This is a genomic window from Anaeromyxobacter sp. Red801, from assembly GCF_049201065.2.
Lineage (GTDB): Bacteria > Myxococcota > Myxococcia > Myxococcales > Anaeromyxobacteraceae > Anaeromyxobacter.
Map to the genome: position 1 here is coordinate 1368148 of NZ_CM181236.1, position 17613 is coordinate 1385760.

The 17613-nt window shown below is 75.2% G+C and carries 16 protein-coding genes, 1 other RNA gene and 1 pseudogene; 4 read left to right on the plus strand and 14 right to left on the minus strand.

The window, feature by feature from the left end; all coding sequences use genetic code 11:
• Nucleotides 1–43: 43 nt before the first annotated feature.
• The 5 genes from ACOQFB_RS06205 to ACOQFB_RS06225 all read right to left on the minus strand — a co-directional run bounded on the left by ACOQFB_RS06205 (nt 44) and on the right by ACOQFB_RS06225 (nt 4475).
• Entirely contained in the window at nt 44–1504 is a 1461-nt protein-coding gene (locus ACOQFB_RS06205; protein ID WP_421609975.1) for an argonaute/piwi family protein, read from the minus strand.
• 82 nt (nt 1505–1586) lie between these two features.
• Entirely contained in the window at nt 1587–3065 is a 1479-nt protein-coding gene (locus ACOQFB_RS06210) for a DUF4365 domain-containing protein (RefSeq protein ID WP_421609974.1), read from the minus strand.
• A 47-nt stretch (nt 3066–3112) separates the two neighbouring features.
• Nucleotides 3113–3463, minus strand: a transfer-messenger RNA (tmRNA) gene (gene ssrA / locus ACOQFB_RS06215).
• A 97-nt stretch (nt 3464–3560) separates the two neighbouring features.
• Nucleotides 3561–3722: a hypothetical protein gene (locus tag ACOQFB_RS06220; RefSeq protein ID WP_421609973.1), complete on the minus strand. Its 162-nt coding sequence runs from the start codon at nt 3720–3722 to the stop codon at nt 3561–3563.
• A gap of 159 nt (nt 3723–3881) precedes the next feature.
• Complete coding sequence (locus ACOQFB_RS06225; RefSeq protein WP_421609972.1) at nt 3882–4475, minus strand: TIGR02265 family protein; 594 nt, start codon at nt 4473–4475, stop codon at nt 3882–3884.
• A gap of 226 nt (nt 4476–4701) precedes the next feature.
• Here ACOQFB_RS06225 and ACOQFB_RS06230 point away from each other — a divergent pair, with 226 nt between their 5' ends.
• Genes ACOQFB_RS06230 through ACOQFB_RS06245 form a run of 4 tightly spaced genes read left to right on the plus strand, consistent with a single transcriptional unit; the run spans nt 4702 to nt 9431 of the window.
• Nucleotides 4702–6150, plus strand: a complete 1449-nt coding sequence (locus tag ACOQFB_RS06230) for an FAD-linked oxidase C-terminal domain-containing protein (protein ID WP_421609971.1) — start codon at nt 4702–4704, stop codon at nt 6148–6150.
• Nucleotides 6147–7376, plus strand: coding sequence for an FAD-binding oxidoreductase (locus ACOQFB_RS06235; protein ID WP_421609970.1), 1230 nt, complete (start codon nt 6147–6149; stop codon nt 7374–7376). The genes ACOQFB_RS06230 and ACOQFB_RS06235 overlap by 4 nt, the downstream gene beginning before the upstream one ends.
• Nucleotides 7377–8693: a (Fe-S)-binding protein gene (locus ACOQFB_RS06240; protein ID WP_421609969.1), complete on the plus strand. Its 1317-nt coding sequence runs from the start codon at nt 7377–7379 to the stop codon at nt 8691–8693. It begins immediately after the preceding gene.
• A gap of 36 nt (nt 8694–8729) precedes the next feature.
• Nucleotides 8730–9431 carry a YkgJ family cysteine cluster protein gene (locus ACOQFB_RS06245; RefSeq protein WP_421609968.1) on the plus strand — a complete coding sequence of 234 codons (702 nt, stop codon included), beginning with the start codon at nt 8730–8732 and terminating at the stop codon, nt 9429–9431.
• A gap of 97 nt (nt 9432–9528) precedes the next feature.
• On the opposite strand, the gene ACOQFB_RS06250 is transcribed toward ACOQFB_RS06245, so the two are convergent.
• The 9 genes and pseudogenes from ACOQFB_RS06250 to ACOQFB_RS06290 form a co-directional block, all read right to left on the minus strand.
• The gene (locus ACOQFB_RS06250) at nt 9529–9768 is read right to left on the minus strand and encodes an Hsp20 family protein (protein ID WP_494492507.1); all 240 of its coding nucleotides are present in this window, start codon (nt 9766–9768) and stop codon (nt 9529–9531) included.
• The gene (locus tag ACOQFB_RS06255) at nt 9744–10031 is read right to left on the minus strand and encodes a hypothetical protein (protein ID WP_494492508.1); all 288 of its coding nucleotides are present in this window, start codon (nt 10029–10031) and stop codon (nt 9744–9746) included. The genes ACOQFB_RS06250 and ACOQFB_RS06255 overlap by 25 nt, the downstream gene beginning before the upstream one ends.
• A 131-nt stretch (nt 10032–10162) precedes the next feature.
• Nucleotides 10163–10603 carry a hydrogenase maturation protease gene (locus tag ACOQFB_RS06260; RefSeq protein ID WP_059436073.1) on the minus strand — a complete coding sequence of 147 codons (441 nt, stop codon included), beginning with the start codon at nt 10601–10603 and terminating at the stop codon, nt 10163–10165.
• A gap of 162 nt (nt 10604–10765) precedes the next feature.
• A pseudogene (locus ACOQFB_RS06265) lies at nt 10766–12039 on the minus strand (dicarboxylate/amino acid:cation symporter).
• A gap of 93 nt (nt 12040–12132) precedes the next feature.
• Nucleotides 12133–13803: a hypothetical protein gene (locus ACOQFB_RS06270; protein WP_421609966.1), complete on the minus strand. Its 1671-nt coding sequence runs from the start codon at nt 13801–13803 to the stop codon at nt 12133–12135.
• Nucleotides 13800–14855 carry a hypothetical protein gene (locus tag ACOQFB_RS06275; protein ID WP_421609965.1) on the minus strand — a complete coding sequence of 352 codons (1056 nt, stop codon included), beginning with the start codon at nt 14853–14855 and terminating at the stop codon, nt 13800–13802. The genes ACOQFB_RS06270 and ACOQFB_RS06275 overlap by 4 nt, the downstream gene beginning before the upstream one ends.
• Before the next feature lie 7 nt (nt 14856–14862).
• The gene (locus tag ACOQFB_RS06280; RefSeq protein WP_059436643.1) at nt 14863–15408 is read right to left on the minus strand and encodes an archaemetzincin; all 546 of its coding nucleotides are present in this window, start codon (nt 15406–15408) and stop codon (nt 14863–14865) included.
• Entirely contained in the window at nt 15405–16622 is a 1218-nt protein-coding gene (locus ACOQFB_RS06285) for a CarD family transcriptional regulator (RefSeq protein ID WP_421609964.1), read from the minus strand. The genes ACOQFB_RS06280 and ACOQFB_RS06285 overlap by 4 nt, the downstream gene beginning before the upstream one ends.
• Nucleotides 16623–16746: 124 nt before the next feature.
• Complete coding sequence (locus ACOQFB_RS06290; RefSeq protein WP_421609963.1) at nt 16747–17592, minus strand: CDP-alcohol phosphatidyltransferase family protein; 846 nt, start codon at nt 17590–17592, stop codon at nt 16747–16749.
• Nucleotides 17593–17613 lie beyond the last annotated feature (21 nt).

Below are 17613 nucleotides of genomic sequence, written 5' to 3' on the forward strand. Positions count from 1 at the left end.
TTCTTTTGGCTCGACGTCTACGGCCGGGAGGGTTTCGACCGATCTACATGTAGAACCGGTAAGCGGGTTCTGGAACCTGGTCGGGAGGGACCTCCGTGAGGATCTCGCCGACCCGGTCAGCGAAGTTGAGGGTGACCGGCTTCCCCGTCGCGAAGTTCGCGGTGTTCCAGTCCAGGCGAGTAAGCGCCATCACTTCGCGCGCAAGGCGCTCCGGGCCACTGTCCCCTTGGTGTTCCGAGAACCTCAGGGGCGAGGGGATGTACCCCGCGTCGTACGCGTCGACGTGCGACACGTAACCCGTTGTGTAGAGGTACGCGTCCCGCTCGCCGAGGCGAAACATTGTGCCGCGAACCGGAGGGTACTTGCCTTCGCGGAACAGTCGCACGCTGCCTGGCCGAATCGTCAGAAGATCTCGGAATCGAACACCGCGCTCATGCAGGGCATCGCAGAACCCGCGCGTCTCCTCATCGAGGAATGATGACTCCTTGTGGATCACCACCCTGACGGGCGCAACGTCCGTGTGTGCGCTGTATTGAGCAATCGCTGCTGACACGAGCCCTTTGGCTTCTGCGTACGGGAGGTGCGGCGTTCTGTGCTCAGGGGTCGAGACCCATCGAAACTCGCCTCCCCGAAGAACGTGGCCCTCGCCTCGCTCGTCGAACACCTGGGCGAGACTCGCGTGCAACGCCGATGCGGCTGCGGTGACCCGCTTGAAGAAGTCGATCCCGATGTAGCAGGTGCCCGGCTCCAGGGAATCAACTGACCATGGCAGCCCGCCGGCTTTGTAGTACGCAGCAACGCAGAAGTTCCAGGCGCGGATATCGGGGGCCTGGCCTCCAGCGGCGTCGTCCCAGGTCCGGGCCTGGATGATCTGAATGGGGACCCGAAGGCTCATCGTGGCCGCCTTCAGCGCCCTACGGAAGTTGCGAAAGGCCAGCTCCCCCGCGTGATCGAATACGTCGGGGTAGAACGAGCGCAGGAACGATGCCTGTCCGACGAGCTCGTCGCGCTTTGCCTGGCGGATGACGCGCCGGTCGTTGGGTGTGAGTCGTGGCCCGTCCGCAGCATCGGCGCCGATCACGCGGCAGTACTCGATCACCGGTGCCGGAAGAGCACAGAACACGAGCCTCGGCGGCGGATCCAGCTCGGCCAGGAATCGGACTGCATTCGCGAACACCGAAACCGCTCGCTGGAACCTGGTTCTCGGTTCCAGACCAAGGAGCGACTCGAGTTCGTCAACGGGCACCTCGAATCGCCACCGCGACCGGGTCGCCCAGTCGGTCCTGAGTGCGTCGCTGATACCTGGGAACGGTACGCCAGTCTCACTCGCGATGTGTGAGCGGCAGCGTTCGAGCCATGCCAACGTCGAGTCGATGGTCGCCGCGGTTCCAACTATGCCGACATCAATGGTTTGAGGATGCCTGCCAGGCTCGTTCAGGCCGAACGGCCCATATGCGATCAGCCCTCGCTTCGGATCGAAATCGCGCCTTCCGTCGGCGAACACGAGGGGGGCTTCCGCTATGAGCCGACTGTCGAGCCCTCTATCGAAGCGGACGCCCGGAGGCGGTTCGCGACGCCGATGATCTCTATGCATCGGTGGTGTACTCCGGCTGCGGCTGACCGTGAGCTGCTGGATCGGGGGGAGCAGCATCCTCGATGCACTCGGGTGAGTCGTCCGGTGCGCCATCGAGCGCGGCGAAGTCGGCCCGGTCGCCGGGGACGCCGAACTCGACCTTGCAGGACAGCAGGTCGGGGGCGATCACGATCTGCTGAGGGGGACAACTCAACACAATGGGTTTGAGCTCGCTCCGGAAGAGAACCGACTTCCAGAAGACGAGAAGCCTGAAGATGTCCGGGTTGTACTCGTGAGAGATCCGCCGGGTGACCGCGCCTGGTGGCGCGCTGGTGCAGGTCCGTCCGTCGATGGAGAAGGTCCACGATGGAAGCAGTGACAGCATCCAGTCGCTGCCAACCTTGAGCAGCTCGGTCTTTACCGAACGGTGCTCCCACAGAAGTGCTTTGGTGCGCGTGCGGTCAAACACTGGGCGAGCGACCCAGCGTTGGGTCCATTGTCGCAAGCTTCGGTACCGGTGCACACGCGGAGCGCCATCTCGGGACGGAAAGAACAGCCGGCCGCTATCATCAGTGAACAGCCCGAGCGCGCGAGTGTGCTTTCGCAGATGGCGATACAGCAGTGTTCTGTAGCGGATGTCGCCGTCCTTCGTGCAGAGCCACACGCCGGCGTCCAAGATGCGAACGCGGCTCGGGTCCACTGCGTTGTGGAGGCCGGCGTCAGGGTCGCGCGGATCCTGGAACGACCAGAGTTCGGTGTTCCAGACAAGGGACGGAGCTGCATCCCGGGACGTGAGAGATCGGACGTCTGGGTCGCTCTTCGCGATTGTAGGCGCGTGGAACAGCCGATGAGGAACGGCATCGACTCGAAGCACGTTCGAGTGGAGCACTTCGCGGATGCGAGGTGGCACCGCAGGAGCCGTAGACGGCGGGACGTTCGCGGGAGAACCCTTCTTCGCGATTCGTTGAAGAAGGTCGACGGAGAGAAAGTCTTCCCCTCTGTTGAACCAAACCAAGCCCCTATCGAGCTCGGTTGCGTTTACTCGGCAGTACGAGTGGAACTCGACCGCGTAGGCGCGCCCTTCGTTTGGATTGAAGAGAACGAGAAGAAGAGGCGTGTTGATGCGGCGCCAGTAGTTCTGATCAGAAGGACGAATGCGGAAGGCGAACCGCTGGCCGTCATCGCGCTCGAAGTAGGAAGCGCCAGACTTGACCTGGACCTTGATGATCAAGCCAGTCGGCACCCCTTCGACCACAGGCTCAAGCTCGAGGTCGATACCGACGTCCGGACCAGCGCGGGGTCGGTGAAGCCACCCGGCCGCGTGTGCGACTCGCTCTACCTCGAGCTCACCGGCTACTTCCGCAGCGTGAGTCGAAGGGACTCTCTTCTCATCGCTCAACGGGGTGACACTCCCTGACGACGACGAGGCGGCGCCGCCGTCCGGAGCATTCTGCGCCCTTAGTCTGACGCTGAGCGACGAGACGCCGCCCACGGCCTGTGGGCCTCTTGTGGGCGGCGTCCGAAAACCCCTGCAACTTCAAGTGGAGGCGCCGGGAATCGAACCCGGGTCCGAAAGACTTCCAGTGAATGGCCCTACGCGCGTAGCTCGGAGTGGATACGTGAGCGGCAACCTCCGAGCCTGCAACCGCTCACGTCCTCGCCCTTTGATCTCGACCTCGGCAAGGCGGTTCGCTTCCCGCCAAGGTCCAGCCGGAGCTGACGTTCACACCCGGTACCCGGCGCTTCCGGGGGAACGCACGGCCTTTAGTTAGGCCGCGAGAGCCATGGGCTCGTTCGCGTTTCTGCTTGGTCCCGTTTTTACGTGGCCTCGTGACCAACCACGGCGCGCACCATACGCCTTCCGTCCTCCGTCGAAACCAGTTCGCCCCCAAGTCTGCGAACTGACGGTCCTTTCATAAGACCGCCGCCGCGGGAGTCAAGCGGCCGGGGCATCGTACCACGGGGTGCTGCAGACGGGGGCGGCGCCTCAGCGGCGCTCCCGCTCGCGCCGCTCGTCCTCCTCCAGGATCCCCTGCCACGTCTCGTGCTCCCGCTCGATGGGCGGAGCGGTCGTCCGTTCGCGCGGACGCTCGCGGTCCTCGGGCCGGGGCTCGGTCCTCGCTTCCCTGTAACGGTCCTCGCGGTCCATCTCGTGCCTCCTCCTCGACCGGAAGGTGGGGCGCGCAGGACGATGAGGCCTGGTCTCACCAGCGCCGGGCGCCAGCGCGACCGGGCGCTCGCCGCGCGGCACGTCGGCCGTGCGCTCGAGGCTTTTCCTGGAGGGGAGGCGTCGGGGGTGGCGAGCGCGTCAGGCCCACTCGCAGCGGTACTCGCACGACGCCGCGCCGCGTGCGCGGCAGTGGGTCTCCGCCACCTTCACGGCCTTCCCGCCGGAGAGCTCGATGGCGCGGCCGAGCCAGCCCACCGCCGTCAGGCAGTCGTCGGCGGTGACCTCGTCGCCGCCGTGCGTGCGGATCACCGCGGCGCGCGGGCCGGTGGCCTCGTACGTGCGCGAGCCGCTGGTGTGGCTGGCGGCGTAGAGCACGGGGACGCTGCGCAGCAGGTGGTGCGGCTCGCCCTCCCGCAGGTAGGCGCGGTGGGCGCCGGCGGGGGCGAGGTTGGTCTCGGCGGTGTGGCGGCCCATGGCGAGGAACATCGCGGACCGGTCGCCGCGGGCGAGCAGCGCGGCGATGGTGAGCTCCACCCGGATGAGCAGGTCGGCCGGGTACCACGCCGCCGGATCGAGCGTGCCGCGCAGCAGCGCCTGGTCCGCCACGGTCAGGCGGCGGAGCACGCGCTCGGCGCTCTCCGAGCCCTGGGCCCGCAGGTAGTTCATCCGGGAGACGAGCAGGGTCCCCTTCACCTTGCCGATGGCCCGCGTCGCGGTGGCGGTCGTGGTCATGGCCCGCCAGCGTACCGGGCGTGATCCCCGTGCGCCAGCGCGCAGCCCCCGGATCCGGGAGGGGCCGCGTGGGTGCATGTGCGTCCTGGCGTGCCGGCGGGCGGCCGGAGCCCCCGTCCGCCCCCGATCGATGCACCCCGTCGACGGTTGACCGGGCCGAGCGGTCCCGGAACATTCAACCACCCACCTCGCAGCCGGAGGAGCCCGCGTGCCCCGAGCTCCCGCCGTGAGCAGCGCCCTCGCCCGACGCCTCGCCGCCGCCCTGGGCCCGGCGCACGTGATCGCGGACCCGGCGGAGCTGCGGGTCTACGCGTGCGACGGGATCACCCACGGTCGAACCACGCCGGCGCTGGTCGCGCTGCCGGGCTCGACCGAGGAGGTGGTCGAGGTGGTGAACGCGGCCCGCGAGGCGGGCGTGCCGCTCGTGCCGCGCGGCGCGGGCACCGGGCTCTCCGGCGGCGCGCGCCCGTCGCCGGGCTCGATCGTCGTCTCGCTCGCGCGCATGCGGCGCATCCTCGAGCTGGACCTCGAGAACGGCTGGGCGCGCGTCGAGCCGGGGGTCATCAACCTCGACGTCTCGCGCGCGGTCGCGGCGGCGGGCTGGTACTACGCGCCGGACCCGTCGTCGCAGGGCGTGTGCTCGATCGGCGGCAACGTGGCCGAGAACTCGGGCGGCGCGCACTGCCTCAAGTACGGGTTCACCACCAACCACGTGCTGGCCGCGCGCGTGGTCCTCTCCGACGGCAGCGTGGTGGACCTGGGCGGCCCGGCGGCGGACGCGCCCGGCTACGACCTGCTCGCGGCGATGGTGGGCAGCGAGGGGCTGCTGGGCATCGCCACCGAGGCGACGCTGCGCCTGCTGCGCAAGCCCGAGGTGACGCGCACCTTCTTCGCCACGTTCCCGTCCACCGACGAGGCGGGCGCGGCGGTGTCGGGCATCATCGCCGCCGGCATCCTGCCCGCCGCCATCGAGATGATGGACCGGCTCGCCATCGTGGCGGCCAAGGCGGCCACGGGCCTGGACTGGCCGGACGTGGGCGCGGCGCTCCTCATGGACGCGGACGGCCCGCGCGCCGAGGTCGAGCACGTCTCGGCCCGCGCCATCGAGCTCGCGCGCGCCGCCGGCGCGCTGGAGATCCGGGTGCCGCGCGACGAGGCGGAGCGCCAGCTCATGTGGAAGGGGCGCAAGAGCGCCTTCGCCGCGGTGGGCCGCATCAGCCCGAACTACCTGGTCGAGGACGGCGTCATCCCGCGCTCGGAGATCGCGCGCGTGCTGCGGGAGATCGAGCGCATGGCCGCCGAGGCCGGCCTGCGCGTCGCCAACGTCTTCCACGCCGGCGACGGCAACCTCCACCCGCTGGTGCTCTACGACGCGCGCAACCCCGGCGAGGAGGCGCGCGCCGCGGCGCTGGGCGGCGAGATCCTGCGGCTGTGCATCCGCAGCGGCGGCTCGATCACCGGCGAGCACGGGGTGGGCGCCGAGAAGGCCGCGTACATGGCGGAGCAGTTCGCCCCGGAGGACCTCGAGACGATGCAGCGCGTCCGCTGCGCCTTCGACGGCGCGGCCCTCATGAACCCGGGCAAGGTGTTCCCCACGCCGCGGCTGTGCGGCGAGCGGCCCGGCCCCTACCGCCCCCACCCCGCCGAGGTGGCCGGGCTCGCGGAGCGCTGGTGAGCGCCGCGCCGCGCCCGGCGGACGCCGCAGACGCGGTGGCCGGCGCCGTGCCGCGCCTGGCGGTCGAGCCCGCGACGCTCGACGAGGCGGCCGAGGCGATGCGCGCGCTCGCCGCGGACGGGCTCGCGGTGGCGTTCGTGGGCGGGGGCACCGACCTCGGCCTCGGCGCGCCGCCGTCCCGCCTCGACGCGGTGCTGCGCACGCACCGGCTCGACCGCGTCCGCGAGCACGCGCCCTCCGACCAGATCGTGGCGGTGGAGGGCGGGATGACGCTCGCCGCGCTCCAGGACCACCTCGCGCCGCACGGGCAGCGGCTCGCCCTCGACCCGCCGCTCGCGGAGCGCGCCACGGTGGGCGGCATCGTGGCGGCGAACGCGTTCGGGCCGCGGCGCGCCCGCTTCGGCGCGGTGCGCGACCTCGTCATCGGCATGACCGTCGTCCGCGCCGACGGCGTGGTGGCGCGGGGCGGCGGCAAGGTGGTGAAGAACGTGGCCGGCTTCGACCTGCCGCGGCTGTTCTGCGGCTCGCTCGGCACGCTCGGGCTGGTGGCGGAGGTGGTGTTCCGCCTGCACCCGCTCCCGGAGGCCTCGGCCACGGTCGCGGTGCCGGGGCTGGGCGCACCGGCCTGCCGCGCGCTGGCGAAGGCCGTGCTCGACGCGCGCCTCGAGCCGGTGGCGGTGGTGGCGCGGCGCGACGGCGGGGTCTACCGGCTGGGGCTCCGGTTCGAGGGCTTCGGCCCGGGCGTGCGGGATCAGTCGGAGCGCGCGCTGGCGCTGGCGGCGGCGCAGGGCACGCCGGGGGAGCGGCTGGGCGGCGCGGACGAGGCGGCGCTCTGGGCGCGCCAGGACGCGGTCCGCACCGCCGGCGACGTGCGGATCCGGGCGGCGTTCCAGCCGGCGGCGCTGGCGACGGCGGCCGGCGCGCTGGAGCGGGTGGCGGGCGCGCTCGCCGGGGGCGGCCTGCTGCTCCACCCGACGCTCGGGATCGGGCTCGTCTCGGGCACGCTCGAGGACCCGGCGCTCGCCGCGGTCGCCATCGAGGCGGCGCGCGGCGCGGTGGCGGCCGGCCACGGCTCGGTGGTGATCGCCGACGCGCCCGCCGCGCTCCGCGCCCGGGTGGACCCGTGGGGCGCGCCGCCGGCGGGGCTCGAGGTCATGCGGCGGCTGAAGCGGGAGCTCGACCCGGAGCACCGGCTCGCGCCGGGCCGCCTGCCAGGGGGGATCTGAATGGGCGCGGGAGCGGACAGGGCGCTGCAGGCGGCGCCGCCGGCGCGCGGCGCGGCGCGCTCGCCGGCGGACGAGTGCGTGCACTGCGGCTTCTGCCTGCCGGTCTGCCCGACGTGGCAGAGCTGGCAGGAGGAGATGGACTCGCCGCGCGGCCGCATCGACCTCTTCCGCGGGCTCCAGGAGGGCGAGCTGGCCATGTCGGACGCGGTGGCGGCGCACTTCGACCGCTGCCTGGGCTGCATGGCCTGCCTGGGCGCCTGCCCGTCCGGCGTCCGCTACGACCACGTCATCGACGCGGCGCGCGCGCGCGTGGAGCGGGAGCACCGGCGCCCGGCGCTCGACCGGCTGCACCGCGCGTTCGTGTTCTCGCTGTTCCCGCACCCGGGGCGGCTGCGCGCGGCGGCGGTGCTGCTGTGGCTGTGGCGGGTGAGCGGGCTGCGCTGGCTGTTCCGCCGGACCGGGCTGCTGCGCCTCTCGCGGCGGCTCGAGCAGCTCGAGGCGCTCGCGCCGCCGCTCTCGCTGCGCGACGTGCTCGCGACCATCCCGCCGGCCACCGGCGCGCACGGCGAGCGGCGCCTGCGGGTGGGCCTGGTGACCGGCTGCGTGCAGAAGGTGTTCTTCCCCCGCGTGAACGTGGCCACCGTCCGCGTGCTCGCGGCCGAGGGGGTCGAGGTCGTCGCGCCGGCGGGCCAGGGCTGCTGCGGCGCCCTGTCGGTGCACGCCGGCCGCCTCGACGAGGCGCGGCGGCTGGCGCGGGCGCTGGTGGAGCGCTTCGAGGGGCTGCCGCTCGACGCGATCGTGGTGAACGCGGCCGGCTGCGGCTCGCACCTGAAGGACCTCGCGCACCTGTTCGAGGGCGACCCGGAGTTCGCGCCGCGCGCGGCGGCGTTCGCGGCCCGGGTGCGCGACGCCTCGGAGCTGCTCGCCGGGCTCCCGCCCCGGGCGCCGCGCGCCCCGCTCGCCGCGCGCGTGGCCTACCACTCGCCCTGCCACCTCCAGCACGCGCAGGGCGTGGGCGGCGCGCCGCGGGCCCTGCTCGCCACCATCCCCGGCCTCGAGCTGGTCGAGATCGCCGACGGCGACCAGTGCTGCGGCTCGGCGGGCATCTACAACCTGGTGCAGCCGGAGAGCGCGTCGGAGATCGGGCGGCGCAAGGCCGATGCCGTCTTGGCGACCGGCGCGACCGTGCTCGCGAGCGCGAACCCGGGCTGCACGCTGCACGTCCGCAGGCTGCTCGAGGAGCGGGGCGCGGCCGTCGAGCCGGCGCACCCGCTCGAGCTGCTGGACAGCGCCATCCAGGCGGCGCGGCGCGGGTGAGGCGCGAGCCCGGCCCGGCGCCGGGGAGGGGGAGCGGTGCTCGACGAGGCGGTGGCGCGTTGCAGGGACGAGGTCGGGGCGCTGGCGGAGCGCGGCCTCGCCGCGGGGAGCGAGGCGGCGCTGGCGGCGCTGCTCGAGGGCGTGGAGCGCGCGGTGGCGGCGTCGCTCGGGGTGGCGCGGCCGTCCGGCACGCCGTCCCCGGCCTGCGGGCCGGGCTGCTCGAGCTGCTGCGTGCTGAACGTGGGCACGCTGCCGGTGGAGGGGGCGGTCGCGGCGGCGCGGCTGCGGCGCGGGCTGGGCGCCGGCGCGGCGGCGGCGCTCGGCGCGCGGCTGCTCGCGTTCCACGACCGCGTCCGCTGGCTGGAGGACCGCGAGCGGATCGCCGGACGGGTGGCCTGCCCGCTGCTCGACGGCGCGGGCCGCTGCGCCATCCACCCGGCGCGGCCGCTCGCGTGCCGGAGCGTGAGCGCGGTGGACCGGGGCGACTGTCGCGCGGCGCTGGCCCTGGCGGCCGGCGACGGGCAGGACGACGAGGAGGACGGCCGCGCGCCGGTGGTGCGCATGGACGTGGCGCAGCGGACGCTCTACCTCGAGGCGCTGGACGCGCTCGGCGGCGCGCTCGCCCGGCGCGGCCTGGACGCGCGGCGGCGGGACGTGTCGGGGATGGTCGGGCACTTCCTGGCGCGGCCCGGCGCGCTCGACGCCTGGCTGGGGGGCGCGCCGCTGCCGCTCGACTGACGGGTCCCGCCGGATGCGACACGGGCGGCCGCCCGGATGGGCGTCCGCCCGCCGCGTGCGCGCCGTGCCGGGGGGAAGGGCCGGCGCACGCCGCGTATCACGTCACCTCGATCTTCCGGCCGTGGCCCTTGCCCTCGCCGGCCATCGGCGCGCGGATCTCGAGCACGCCCTCGGTGAACTTCGCGGTCACGCGGTCCACCGCGATCTCCACCGGCAGCCGGACCGTGCGCGTGAACGCGCCCGCCGCGCGCTCGACGCGGTGGTAGTCCTTGCGCTCGATCCGCTCCTCCTTCTCCTTCTTCCCGGAGAGCGTCACGAGGTCCCCGGTGATCTCCACCTTGATGTCCTCGCGCCGCAGGCCGGGCAGCTCGCCTTCAGGACCAGGTCGCGGCCGTCCTCGTACACGTCCACGGGCGGCACCTTGAACGCCAGCTCCTCGCCCAGCCGCAGCACGGGCCAGAACGCGGACCAGCGCTCCCCGACCAGCTCGTCGATCCGCTCCATCCACGGCGGAAGCGCCGGCATGCTCTCGCGCAGGGCCGCGAGCCTGCCGCGCTCCTTCGGCTCCTTGCCGTGATCGTGCTTCATCGGCTTCGTCATCGAACGCGCCTCCTTCCGCACGATCGAGCGTGGGCCGCGGTGGGGGGTGGGTCAAGCGGAGGCCGGGGGTCCGCCGCGGGCCCGAGGGCCGCGGGGTGCGAAGCCGGGTCGCGGCCGGAAGGCGTGCGCGGCTACAGGCGGAAGCCCGCCACCATCTCTCTCGCGCGCTCGCGCGCCAGGGGGAGCGCCGCCTCCACCTCGGGGGAGAGCGCGTCGCCGAACGCGAAGTCGCGCCCGGCCACGGTCACCAGGGCGGCGGGGGGCACGCGGCCGAACAGCGCACGCGCCAGCCCGAGCACCTCCTCCGGCATGAGCGTGTGGATCACCGCGGCGCGCGCCGGGCGGGGCGAGAGCCGCGTGGCGCAGACCTCCCCGGGCGTGCCGGCCACCGACGCGTCCAGGAACAGCACCCCGTCGGCGGAGGCCACCACCTCGGCGTGATCCGGGACGAGCTCGGGGATCTCCACCACCTCGAGGCCAGGGACCAGCGCCTCGAGGCCGTGCGCCACCGCCAGCCCGGCCGCGTCGTCTCCGCGCAGCGAGGTCCCGAGGGCCAGGGCGACGATCTTCATGGAGGGCTCCGGCGCCGCGCGGCCCGTTCCTGTCCAGGGCGACGCGAGGCGGAGGGTCATCCTACCAGGGGCGCCCCCGCCGACGGGAGGGGCGAGTTGCGAATCCCCGCGCTCGGGGGCGTCCCCCCGTTCGCGAACCGCCGGGGCGCGGCGCTCCGGTGGCTACGGCGCGGGCGGGGCCCCGGCCGCCGCGTCGGTCGCCTGGGCGGGCTCGCCCCGGGCGACGAACACCGCGGCGGCGAGATCGCCGGTGACGTTCACCGTCGTCCGGCACATGTCGAGGAACCGATCCACCCCGAGCACCAGGCCGATGCCCTCCACCGGGATCCCGAGGATGCCGAGGATCATCGCGATGAAGGGCATGGAGGCGGCCGGCACGCCGGCCGTGCCGATGCCGGCCAGGACGGCGATCCCCACCGCGATGGCCTGCTGGCCGAGCGACAGCTCGACCCCGTAGACCTGCGCCAGGAACAGCACCGTGACGCCCTCGAACAGCGCCGAGCCGTTCTGGTTCATGGCGGAGCCGGCGGTGAGGACGAACCGCGCCACGTGCCGCGGCAGGCGAAGGTTCTCCTCGGCCACCCGGAGCGCGGTGGGGAGGGTGGCCGACGACGACGCGGTGGAGAACGCCGTCACCATGGCGAGCCGCACGCCGGAGAAGAACGCGCGCGGGCTCATGCCGCCGAACAGCTTCACCGAGAGGGAATAGACCACGAACTGGTGCAGCGCGAGCCCGAGCACCACCACGCCCACGTAGGCGGCGATGGGCCGCACCACCGCCGCGCCGAGGCGGGCGGCCATGACGAAGAGCAGCGCGCCCACGCCGATGGGCGCGAGCCACAGCACGCCCTCGATGAGCTTCATGGAGACGTCGTAGAGCCCTGCAGCGCCGCCTTCAGCGTGCGCGCGCCCGGCGTGTCGGTCATGGCGAGCGCCACGCCGAACAGCAGCGCGAACACGATGAGGCCCATGAGGTCGCCGGTGGCGGCCGCCTTCACCGGGTTGTCCGGGACGAGCGCGAGGACGAACCCGGCCACCGAGTCGCCGCCGGGGAGCGGGGCGGGCTTGATCGTGGCGGCGCCGCGCGCGGCCTCGCGCACGGCGTCGGGCAGGCCGCGGCCGGGTCCGAGCACGTTCACCAGCGTCACGCCGATGAGCACCGCGATGGACGACACCGCCGCGGTGTAGCCGAGCATCCGCGCGCCCAGGCGGCCCAGGTGCCGGAGCTCGAGGTCGGCGACGCCGAGCACCAGCGCCGAGAACAGGAGCGGTACCACCAGCATGAACAGCAGCCGGATGAACAGCTGCCCGATGGGCTGGGCCACGTCGCGCACCGCGACGTCGAGCCAGGGCGCGCCGGCGCCCAGCGCGTTCGCGAGCGCGCCGAGCACGGCGCCCCCGACCACGGCGATCAGCATCCTGCGATGCGAGGGCATGCCCGTCCCGTGTACCCCGCCGCGGCGCGCGGCGGCAAGCCGGCCGGCGGGCCTGCCCGGGGCGTGGGCATCGCCGCTGGGTGAACGCGACGCTCAGCGCCACGCGCCCGGGCGCGCGTACACGAGCACCAGCGGCACCTCGTCGAGGAAGGCACCGGCCACCGGCCGCGCGTCGCGGAACGCCGCCCAGGTGCGGTACTCCGCGTCGCGGGCCGCGCCGTCCACGGCCACCACGGCGACGTCCGCGTCCTCCGGCGCCTCCGCGCGGCGCAGGTCGGCCCGGAGCCGCCCGTCGCGCGCGTAGACCTCGACCGCCGCCTCGGCGGTGCGGGGCCAGTACACCCGCGCGCCGGGCCGGGCCCGCGCCGCGAGCGCGTCCAGCACCGCCGCGGCCGCCTCGCCGCCGTCCTGGCGCGGCAGCCCGCGCGCCGCCGCGCCGGGCGCGCCGCCGCCGAGGGCGCTCCAGGAGGACGAGGCCGCGGGCCAGGCGTGCGCGGCCTGGCGGACCGCGGGGTACAGCACGAGCAGCGCCAGCGCGGCGGAGAGCGGCGCCGCCCGCGACGGCCACGCGACCTGCGCCGCGTGGAGGAGCGCGCGGGTGCCGAGCAGGGCCAGGAACGGGAACGCCGGCAGCCAGGCGCGCACGCCGGGGAGCGCCGGCGACAGCCCGGAGGCCGCCGCGGCGAGCGGCGCCGCAGCGCCGAGGAGCAGCAGGATCTCGTCGGACAGCGCGAACCCGCTCCCGCGCCGCAGCGCGCGGGCCGCGCGCGCGAGCGCCTGCAGCGCCCCGCCGGCGGCCGCGAGGAGCGGCGCGGCCGGGACCGCGAACGCGGTGACGGCGAGGGGCAGGAGCGGCCGGGGCAGGCCGGCCGCGAGCGCCTCGCCCGCGCCGGCGCGCGCGGCCTGGGCGGCCAGCAGCGCGCGGCGGAGCGGATCGGGCCAGAGCCAGGGCCACAGCGCGACCAGCGTGAGCGGGCCGAGCACCGCCATCGCGGCGATCGCGACCGGCACCCCGCGCAGCCGCGCCTCGATCCCGACCGGCGCCGCCTCCGGCTCGGGCTCGGCGGCGGGCGGGCGCAGCAGGCGCACCAGCAGCGCGTGCAGCGCGAGCGTGGGCAGGATCACCCAGGCGTCGAGCCGCGCCGCGAGCGCGGCGCCGAACGCGAGCCCGGCGAGCGCGGCGGCGCGCAGCCGGAGCAGGCGGTCCGGCGCGGAGGCGGCCCGGCGGTAGGCCCAGAACGCGGCCAGCCAGAGCAGCGCGGCGGCCCCGTCGGCGAGCGACACGGCGCCGGTGAGGAGCGTCCTCGGCGCGACCCAGTACATCGCCGGCGCGAGCGCCGCGCCCGCGGGGCCGGCGAGCGCATGGCCCGCCAGCGCGAGCAGCGCCGACAGCAGCGCGCCGGCGGCCGCGGCGCCGAGCCGGTAGGCGCGCTGGTGCGAGAGGCCCACCGCGCGCCCGGCGGCGTGGCCCGCGGCCGCCACGGCCGGCGCGAGCGGCGGCAGCGGGCGCCCGCCGGACCGGGCCCGGGCGGCCTCGAGCCCGGTGAGGGCCGCGAGCGGGTGGCCGGCGGCGGTGCGCCAGCCCTCGGCCACGCGCCCGGCCGCGGCGACGACGTCCGCCTCGTCGCGCGAGATGCCGGGCCCGCCGGCGAGGGCGACGAGCGCGGCGAGCGTGGCGGCGCCCCAGGCGAGCGCGATCCGCCGCCGCCCGCTGCGGAGGCCCGCGGCCACGCGGGCGGGGAGCTGGCGCAGCGCCGGGGTCACGGGAGCGCCTCGGCGTCGAGGCAGAGGGGGCCGGCGTCGGCCGGCGCGGTGAGCGTCAGCTCCACGTCGCGCGCGCTCCCGGCGAAGCGGGCGGTGTCGAGCCGGAACGCGCGCCAGCCGGCGAGCGGCAGCTCGACCGTGCCGGCCTCCTGCTCGTCCACGCGCAGCGCCACGCGGGCGGGGAGGGGACCGGTGGCCGCCGGGGGCGGATCGCCCGCGCGCCCCAGGTGGCCGGCGAGCGCGCTGCCGAGCGGGACGGACGGGAAGGAGATCACCAGCGGCGCGTCCGCGGGCGCCGCCACCAGGCACGGTCGCGGCAGCGCGTCCACCTGCCGCACCGACCGCCGCAGCGACGGGCCGGGATCGCCGGGGCACGCGGGCGCGCCGTCGGCGCCCGCGGGGCAGGGCTGGTCGCCCCGGCGGACCTCGGCGCGGGCGAGGAGATCGGGGAGGAACGCGAGCGGCACGCGCGGCCCGGCCAGCTCGAACCGCTGCACCTCCAGCCGCCCGAGCGCCATCCGCTCGGCCGGGCGCGCGGCGCGCGCGATGAGATCCAGCTCGGCCTGCAGCACGGACGCACGCCCCGGCGCGCCGGGCAACGTCACCAGCCACACGCGCCGGACCCCGGTCAGCTCGGCGCGATCGAAGCGCGCCTGTGCCAGCACCGGCACCCGGGCCGGCGCCGCGAGCCGGGCGTGCTCCGCCCAGCCGGGCGCGATGGCCACCGCGTCGCCCGGGCGCGCGTCGCGCTCGAGCAGCGCGGAGAGCGCGGCCCAGTCCAGCGCGGCGGGGAGGCGCGCGGGGAGCCGCGCCTGCCACAGGATGCCGCCCGCGCCGGCGGCGGCGAGCGCGGCGGCGAACGCGATCGCGATCCCGCGGCGCGGCGAGGGGCGCGCCTCCCAGGCGCGCCGGGCGGCGTCGCGGGCGGCGGCGGCGCGGGTGCGCAGGTCCTCGGCGGCGACGTCCCGGGCGCGCCGGAGCAGCCGGCGGGCGATGCCGACGGCCGCCTTCGGCGCGGGGTCCGGGCCGGGCGTGGGGGAGTCGGCGCTCACGGGGCGACTACGTCTTGGCGAGCCGGATCTTCCGCTCGCTCTTCTCGCGGCAGAAGGTGCAGAGGTCCGAGTCCGGGTTCGCGGCGAGCGACGGCGACCACGACGGGTGCATCGCGCAGCGCGCGTCCACGCAGTGGTGCAGGTCCCACAGGTGCCCGATGGCGTGGATCGCCTCGCGCGCCAGCCGGCGCCGGTAGGTCTCGATCGACGCCTCGGTGACGCCGCGCGCCGGCAGCTTCGCGGTGGTGATCACCGCGCGCTCCTTGCCGTAGTCGGCGAAGCCCCAGCAGGGCGGCTCGCCGAGCGGTCCGGGCGGGAGCGAGAGCGGCGAGCCCGCGATGTACAGGACCTTGTCGTCCGCGAAGGTGCGGACCGGCTCCACCTCGCGCAGCAGCGTGATGGCGTCGAGCCGCCCGTCCTTGCCCTCCGCCTCGGCCGGCACCGGCTTCTCGCCGGCGTACTCGGTCCCGAGGCCGAACGCCTGGTACAGCGTCCGGATGAGGGCCGCCATGTCGGTCGGGTCGACCGGGTCGAGCGTCACGACGCGGATCACTTCTTCTTCCCTCCGCGCTTCGCGGCCGGCTTCTCGGCGGCGGGCTTCTTCGCGGGAGCCTTCTTCGGCGCCGGAGGCTTCTTCGCGGCCGCCTTCTTCGCCGGCGCCGGCTTCTCGGCCGCGGCCTTCCGCGCGGCCGGCTTCTCGGCGTGCTTCTCGGCCCGGGCCGGCTTCTCCGGCTCCGCCTTCTTCGCCTTGGTGGGGCGCGCGGCCTTCTTCTCGGCGGCCTTCTCCGGCTTCTCGGGCTTCTCGACCTTGGCCGGCTTCTCGGCGGCCCGGGCGGGCTTCGCGGCGCGGGTCGCGCGCACGGGCAGCTCCTCGGGCTCCTCCTCCGCGACGGGCTCCTCGGCCTCCGGGAGCTCCTCGGGCGCGGCCTCCTCGACGCCGGGGACCGGCTCGACGCCCTCGGCGCCGGCGGCCTCGCCCTCGCCGGCATCGGCACCTTCGGCACCTTCGGCGCCCTCGGCCTCGGCCCCGGGCACCTCCGCGCCCTCGAGCGCGCCCTCGAGGTCGATGCCCAGGTCGCCCAGGCCCAGATCGCCGAGCCCGAGATCGCCCTCCTCCGCCTCCTCGACCACGCGCCGCTTCTTCGGGCGCGAGGGCAGGGGGACCGGGGCGGGGGGCGGCTTCAGGTCGAACTTCACGCCCGCCGGCGGCATGAGCGCGTAGTCGATGTAGTCCTCGGCCAGCCCGGGCGGCACGCCCAGCGAGACCGACACCTCGTGCACGAGCAGGTGGCGCGCGTTGTCGTACTGCTCGCGCTCCTTGGTGGGCAGCGGGCGCAGGCGCGAGAGCGAGTGCAGCCCCTTCACGACCTCGGCGACGCCCAGCACGCCCCCGGCGATGAGCCGGTCGGCGTTGTCGCGGTGGCGGATCTTCCAGTCGAGCTCGGGGTCGTCGTAGACCGCGCCGAGGTAGTGGAAGACGCCCTCCATCTGCGCGCCGGTGGCGACGCGGCGCAGGCCGATGGACGGCACCTTGCCCTTCGGCACCATCACCGCCGCGCCGTCCTCCTCGCGCGTCATCCGGACCAGCTCGAGCTTCTGGCCGGCGATGTCCTTCACCTCCCAGCCGACCACGGCGCAGACACCCTGGTTCGGGTAGACCACGCGGTCGCCGGGCTTCAGCTCGTCGGCGGCGCCGATGATGCCTTCCGGCGCGGGCAGCTGCTCGCGGGCGTCGTCGTTCGGGTGGCGGGCGGGCGGACCTCTCACGGCTCCCCCTCCTACCATGCGTCCAGGGGGGCGGCAATCGTCCCTCGACCCCGCCCCGCCGTCCCTCGGCCCCGGCCCGCCTGCGACGGGGCCACGCTCGGGATGAGCGCGGGCACCCTGCGCCTCAGCGGGCCGCCTTGCGCCGCCGCGTGGCGTCGAGGCGGAACACGTCGGCCAGGCGGAACGGCGGCCGGGCGGCCACGGCCGGATCGGCGCGCCGCAGGGCACGATAGATCACGAACGTCCGCCGCGCCGCGGTGGCCGTCGCCAGGGCCGCCAGCGCGGCGAGCGCGCTGCCCACGACCGCGCGGCCGGCGCCGGCGCCCCAGGCCGCGTCGGCGAGCGGCGAGAGCGCGCACGCCACCCCGGTGACCACGATCCGCTCGGGCCGCTGCATCCCGCCCACCCGCGCGGCCTCGTCGGCGCCGAGCGACTCGCCGCGCGCCCGCGCGTAGGAGACGAGCAGCGACGCCCCGGCGGCGGCGAGCGCCGCGAACAGCACCGCCGAGCCGCGGAAGGTCACGGCCAGCCCGCCGAAGACCAGCAGCTCGCCCACCCGGTCGAGCGTGGAGTCCAGGAAGGCGCCGGCGCGGGTGACGCGGCCGGTGGCGCGCGCCACGCGGCCGTCGATGAAGTCGAAGCTCGCGCCGAACAGGAACAGCCAGCCGCCCAGCGACAGCCACCCGAACCCGAGCAGCACCGCCGCGCCGGCGGCCACCAGCGTGCTCGCGAGCGTGATGGCGTCCGGCGAGATCCCGAGCCGCACGCAGAGGCGCTCCACCGGGCCCCACAGCCAGATCCACCACTCCTGGAAGAACTTCGCGAGGATGGTGTGCTGGCGCTTCTCGATGTCCGGCGTGTGCGGCCGGCCGAACAGCGCGGCGCGCGCCGCGAACGCGAGCAGCGTCCCGAGGAGGAAGGCGACGAGGCCGACCAGGGGGAGCAGCGCCGCGAGCGCGCGAGGGGTCACGCCGACGAATGTACGCACCTC

What these genes read in the sequence shown, in the direction of transcription:
- ACOQFB_RS06220 (WP_421609973.1), bottom strand. Translation starts at nt 3,722, where the DNA reads ATGGACCGCGAGGACCGTTACAGGGAAGCGAGGACCGAGCCCCGGCCC.
- ACOQFB_RS06225 (WP_421609972.1), bottom strand. Translation starts at nt 4,475, where the DNA reads ATGACCACGACCGCCACCGCGACGCGGGCCATCGGCAAGGTGAAGGGG.
- ACOQFB_RS06240 (WP_421609969.1), top strand. Translation starts at nt 7,377, where the DNA reads ATGGGCGCGGGAGCGGACAGGGCGCTGCAGGCGGCGCCGCCGGCGCGC.
- ACOQFB_RS06255 (WP_494492508.1), bottom strand. Translation starts at nt 10,031, where the DNA reads ATGACGAAGCCGATGAAGCACGATCACGGCAAGGAGCCGAAGGAGCGC.
- ACOQFB_RS06260 (WP_059436073.1), bottom strand. Translation starts at nt 10,603, where the DNA reads ATGAAGATCGTCGCCCTGGCCCTCGGGACCTCGCTGCGCGGAGACGAC.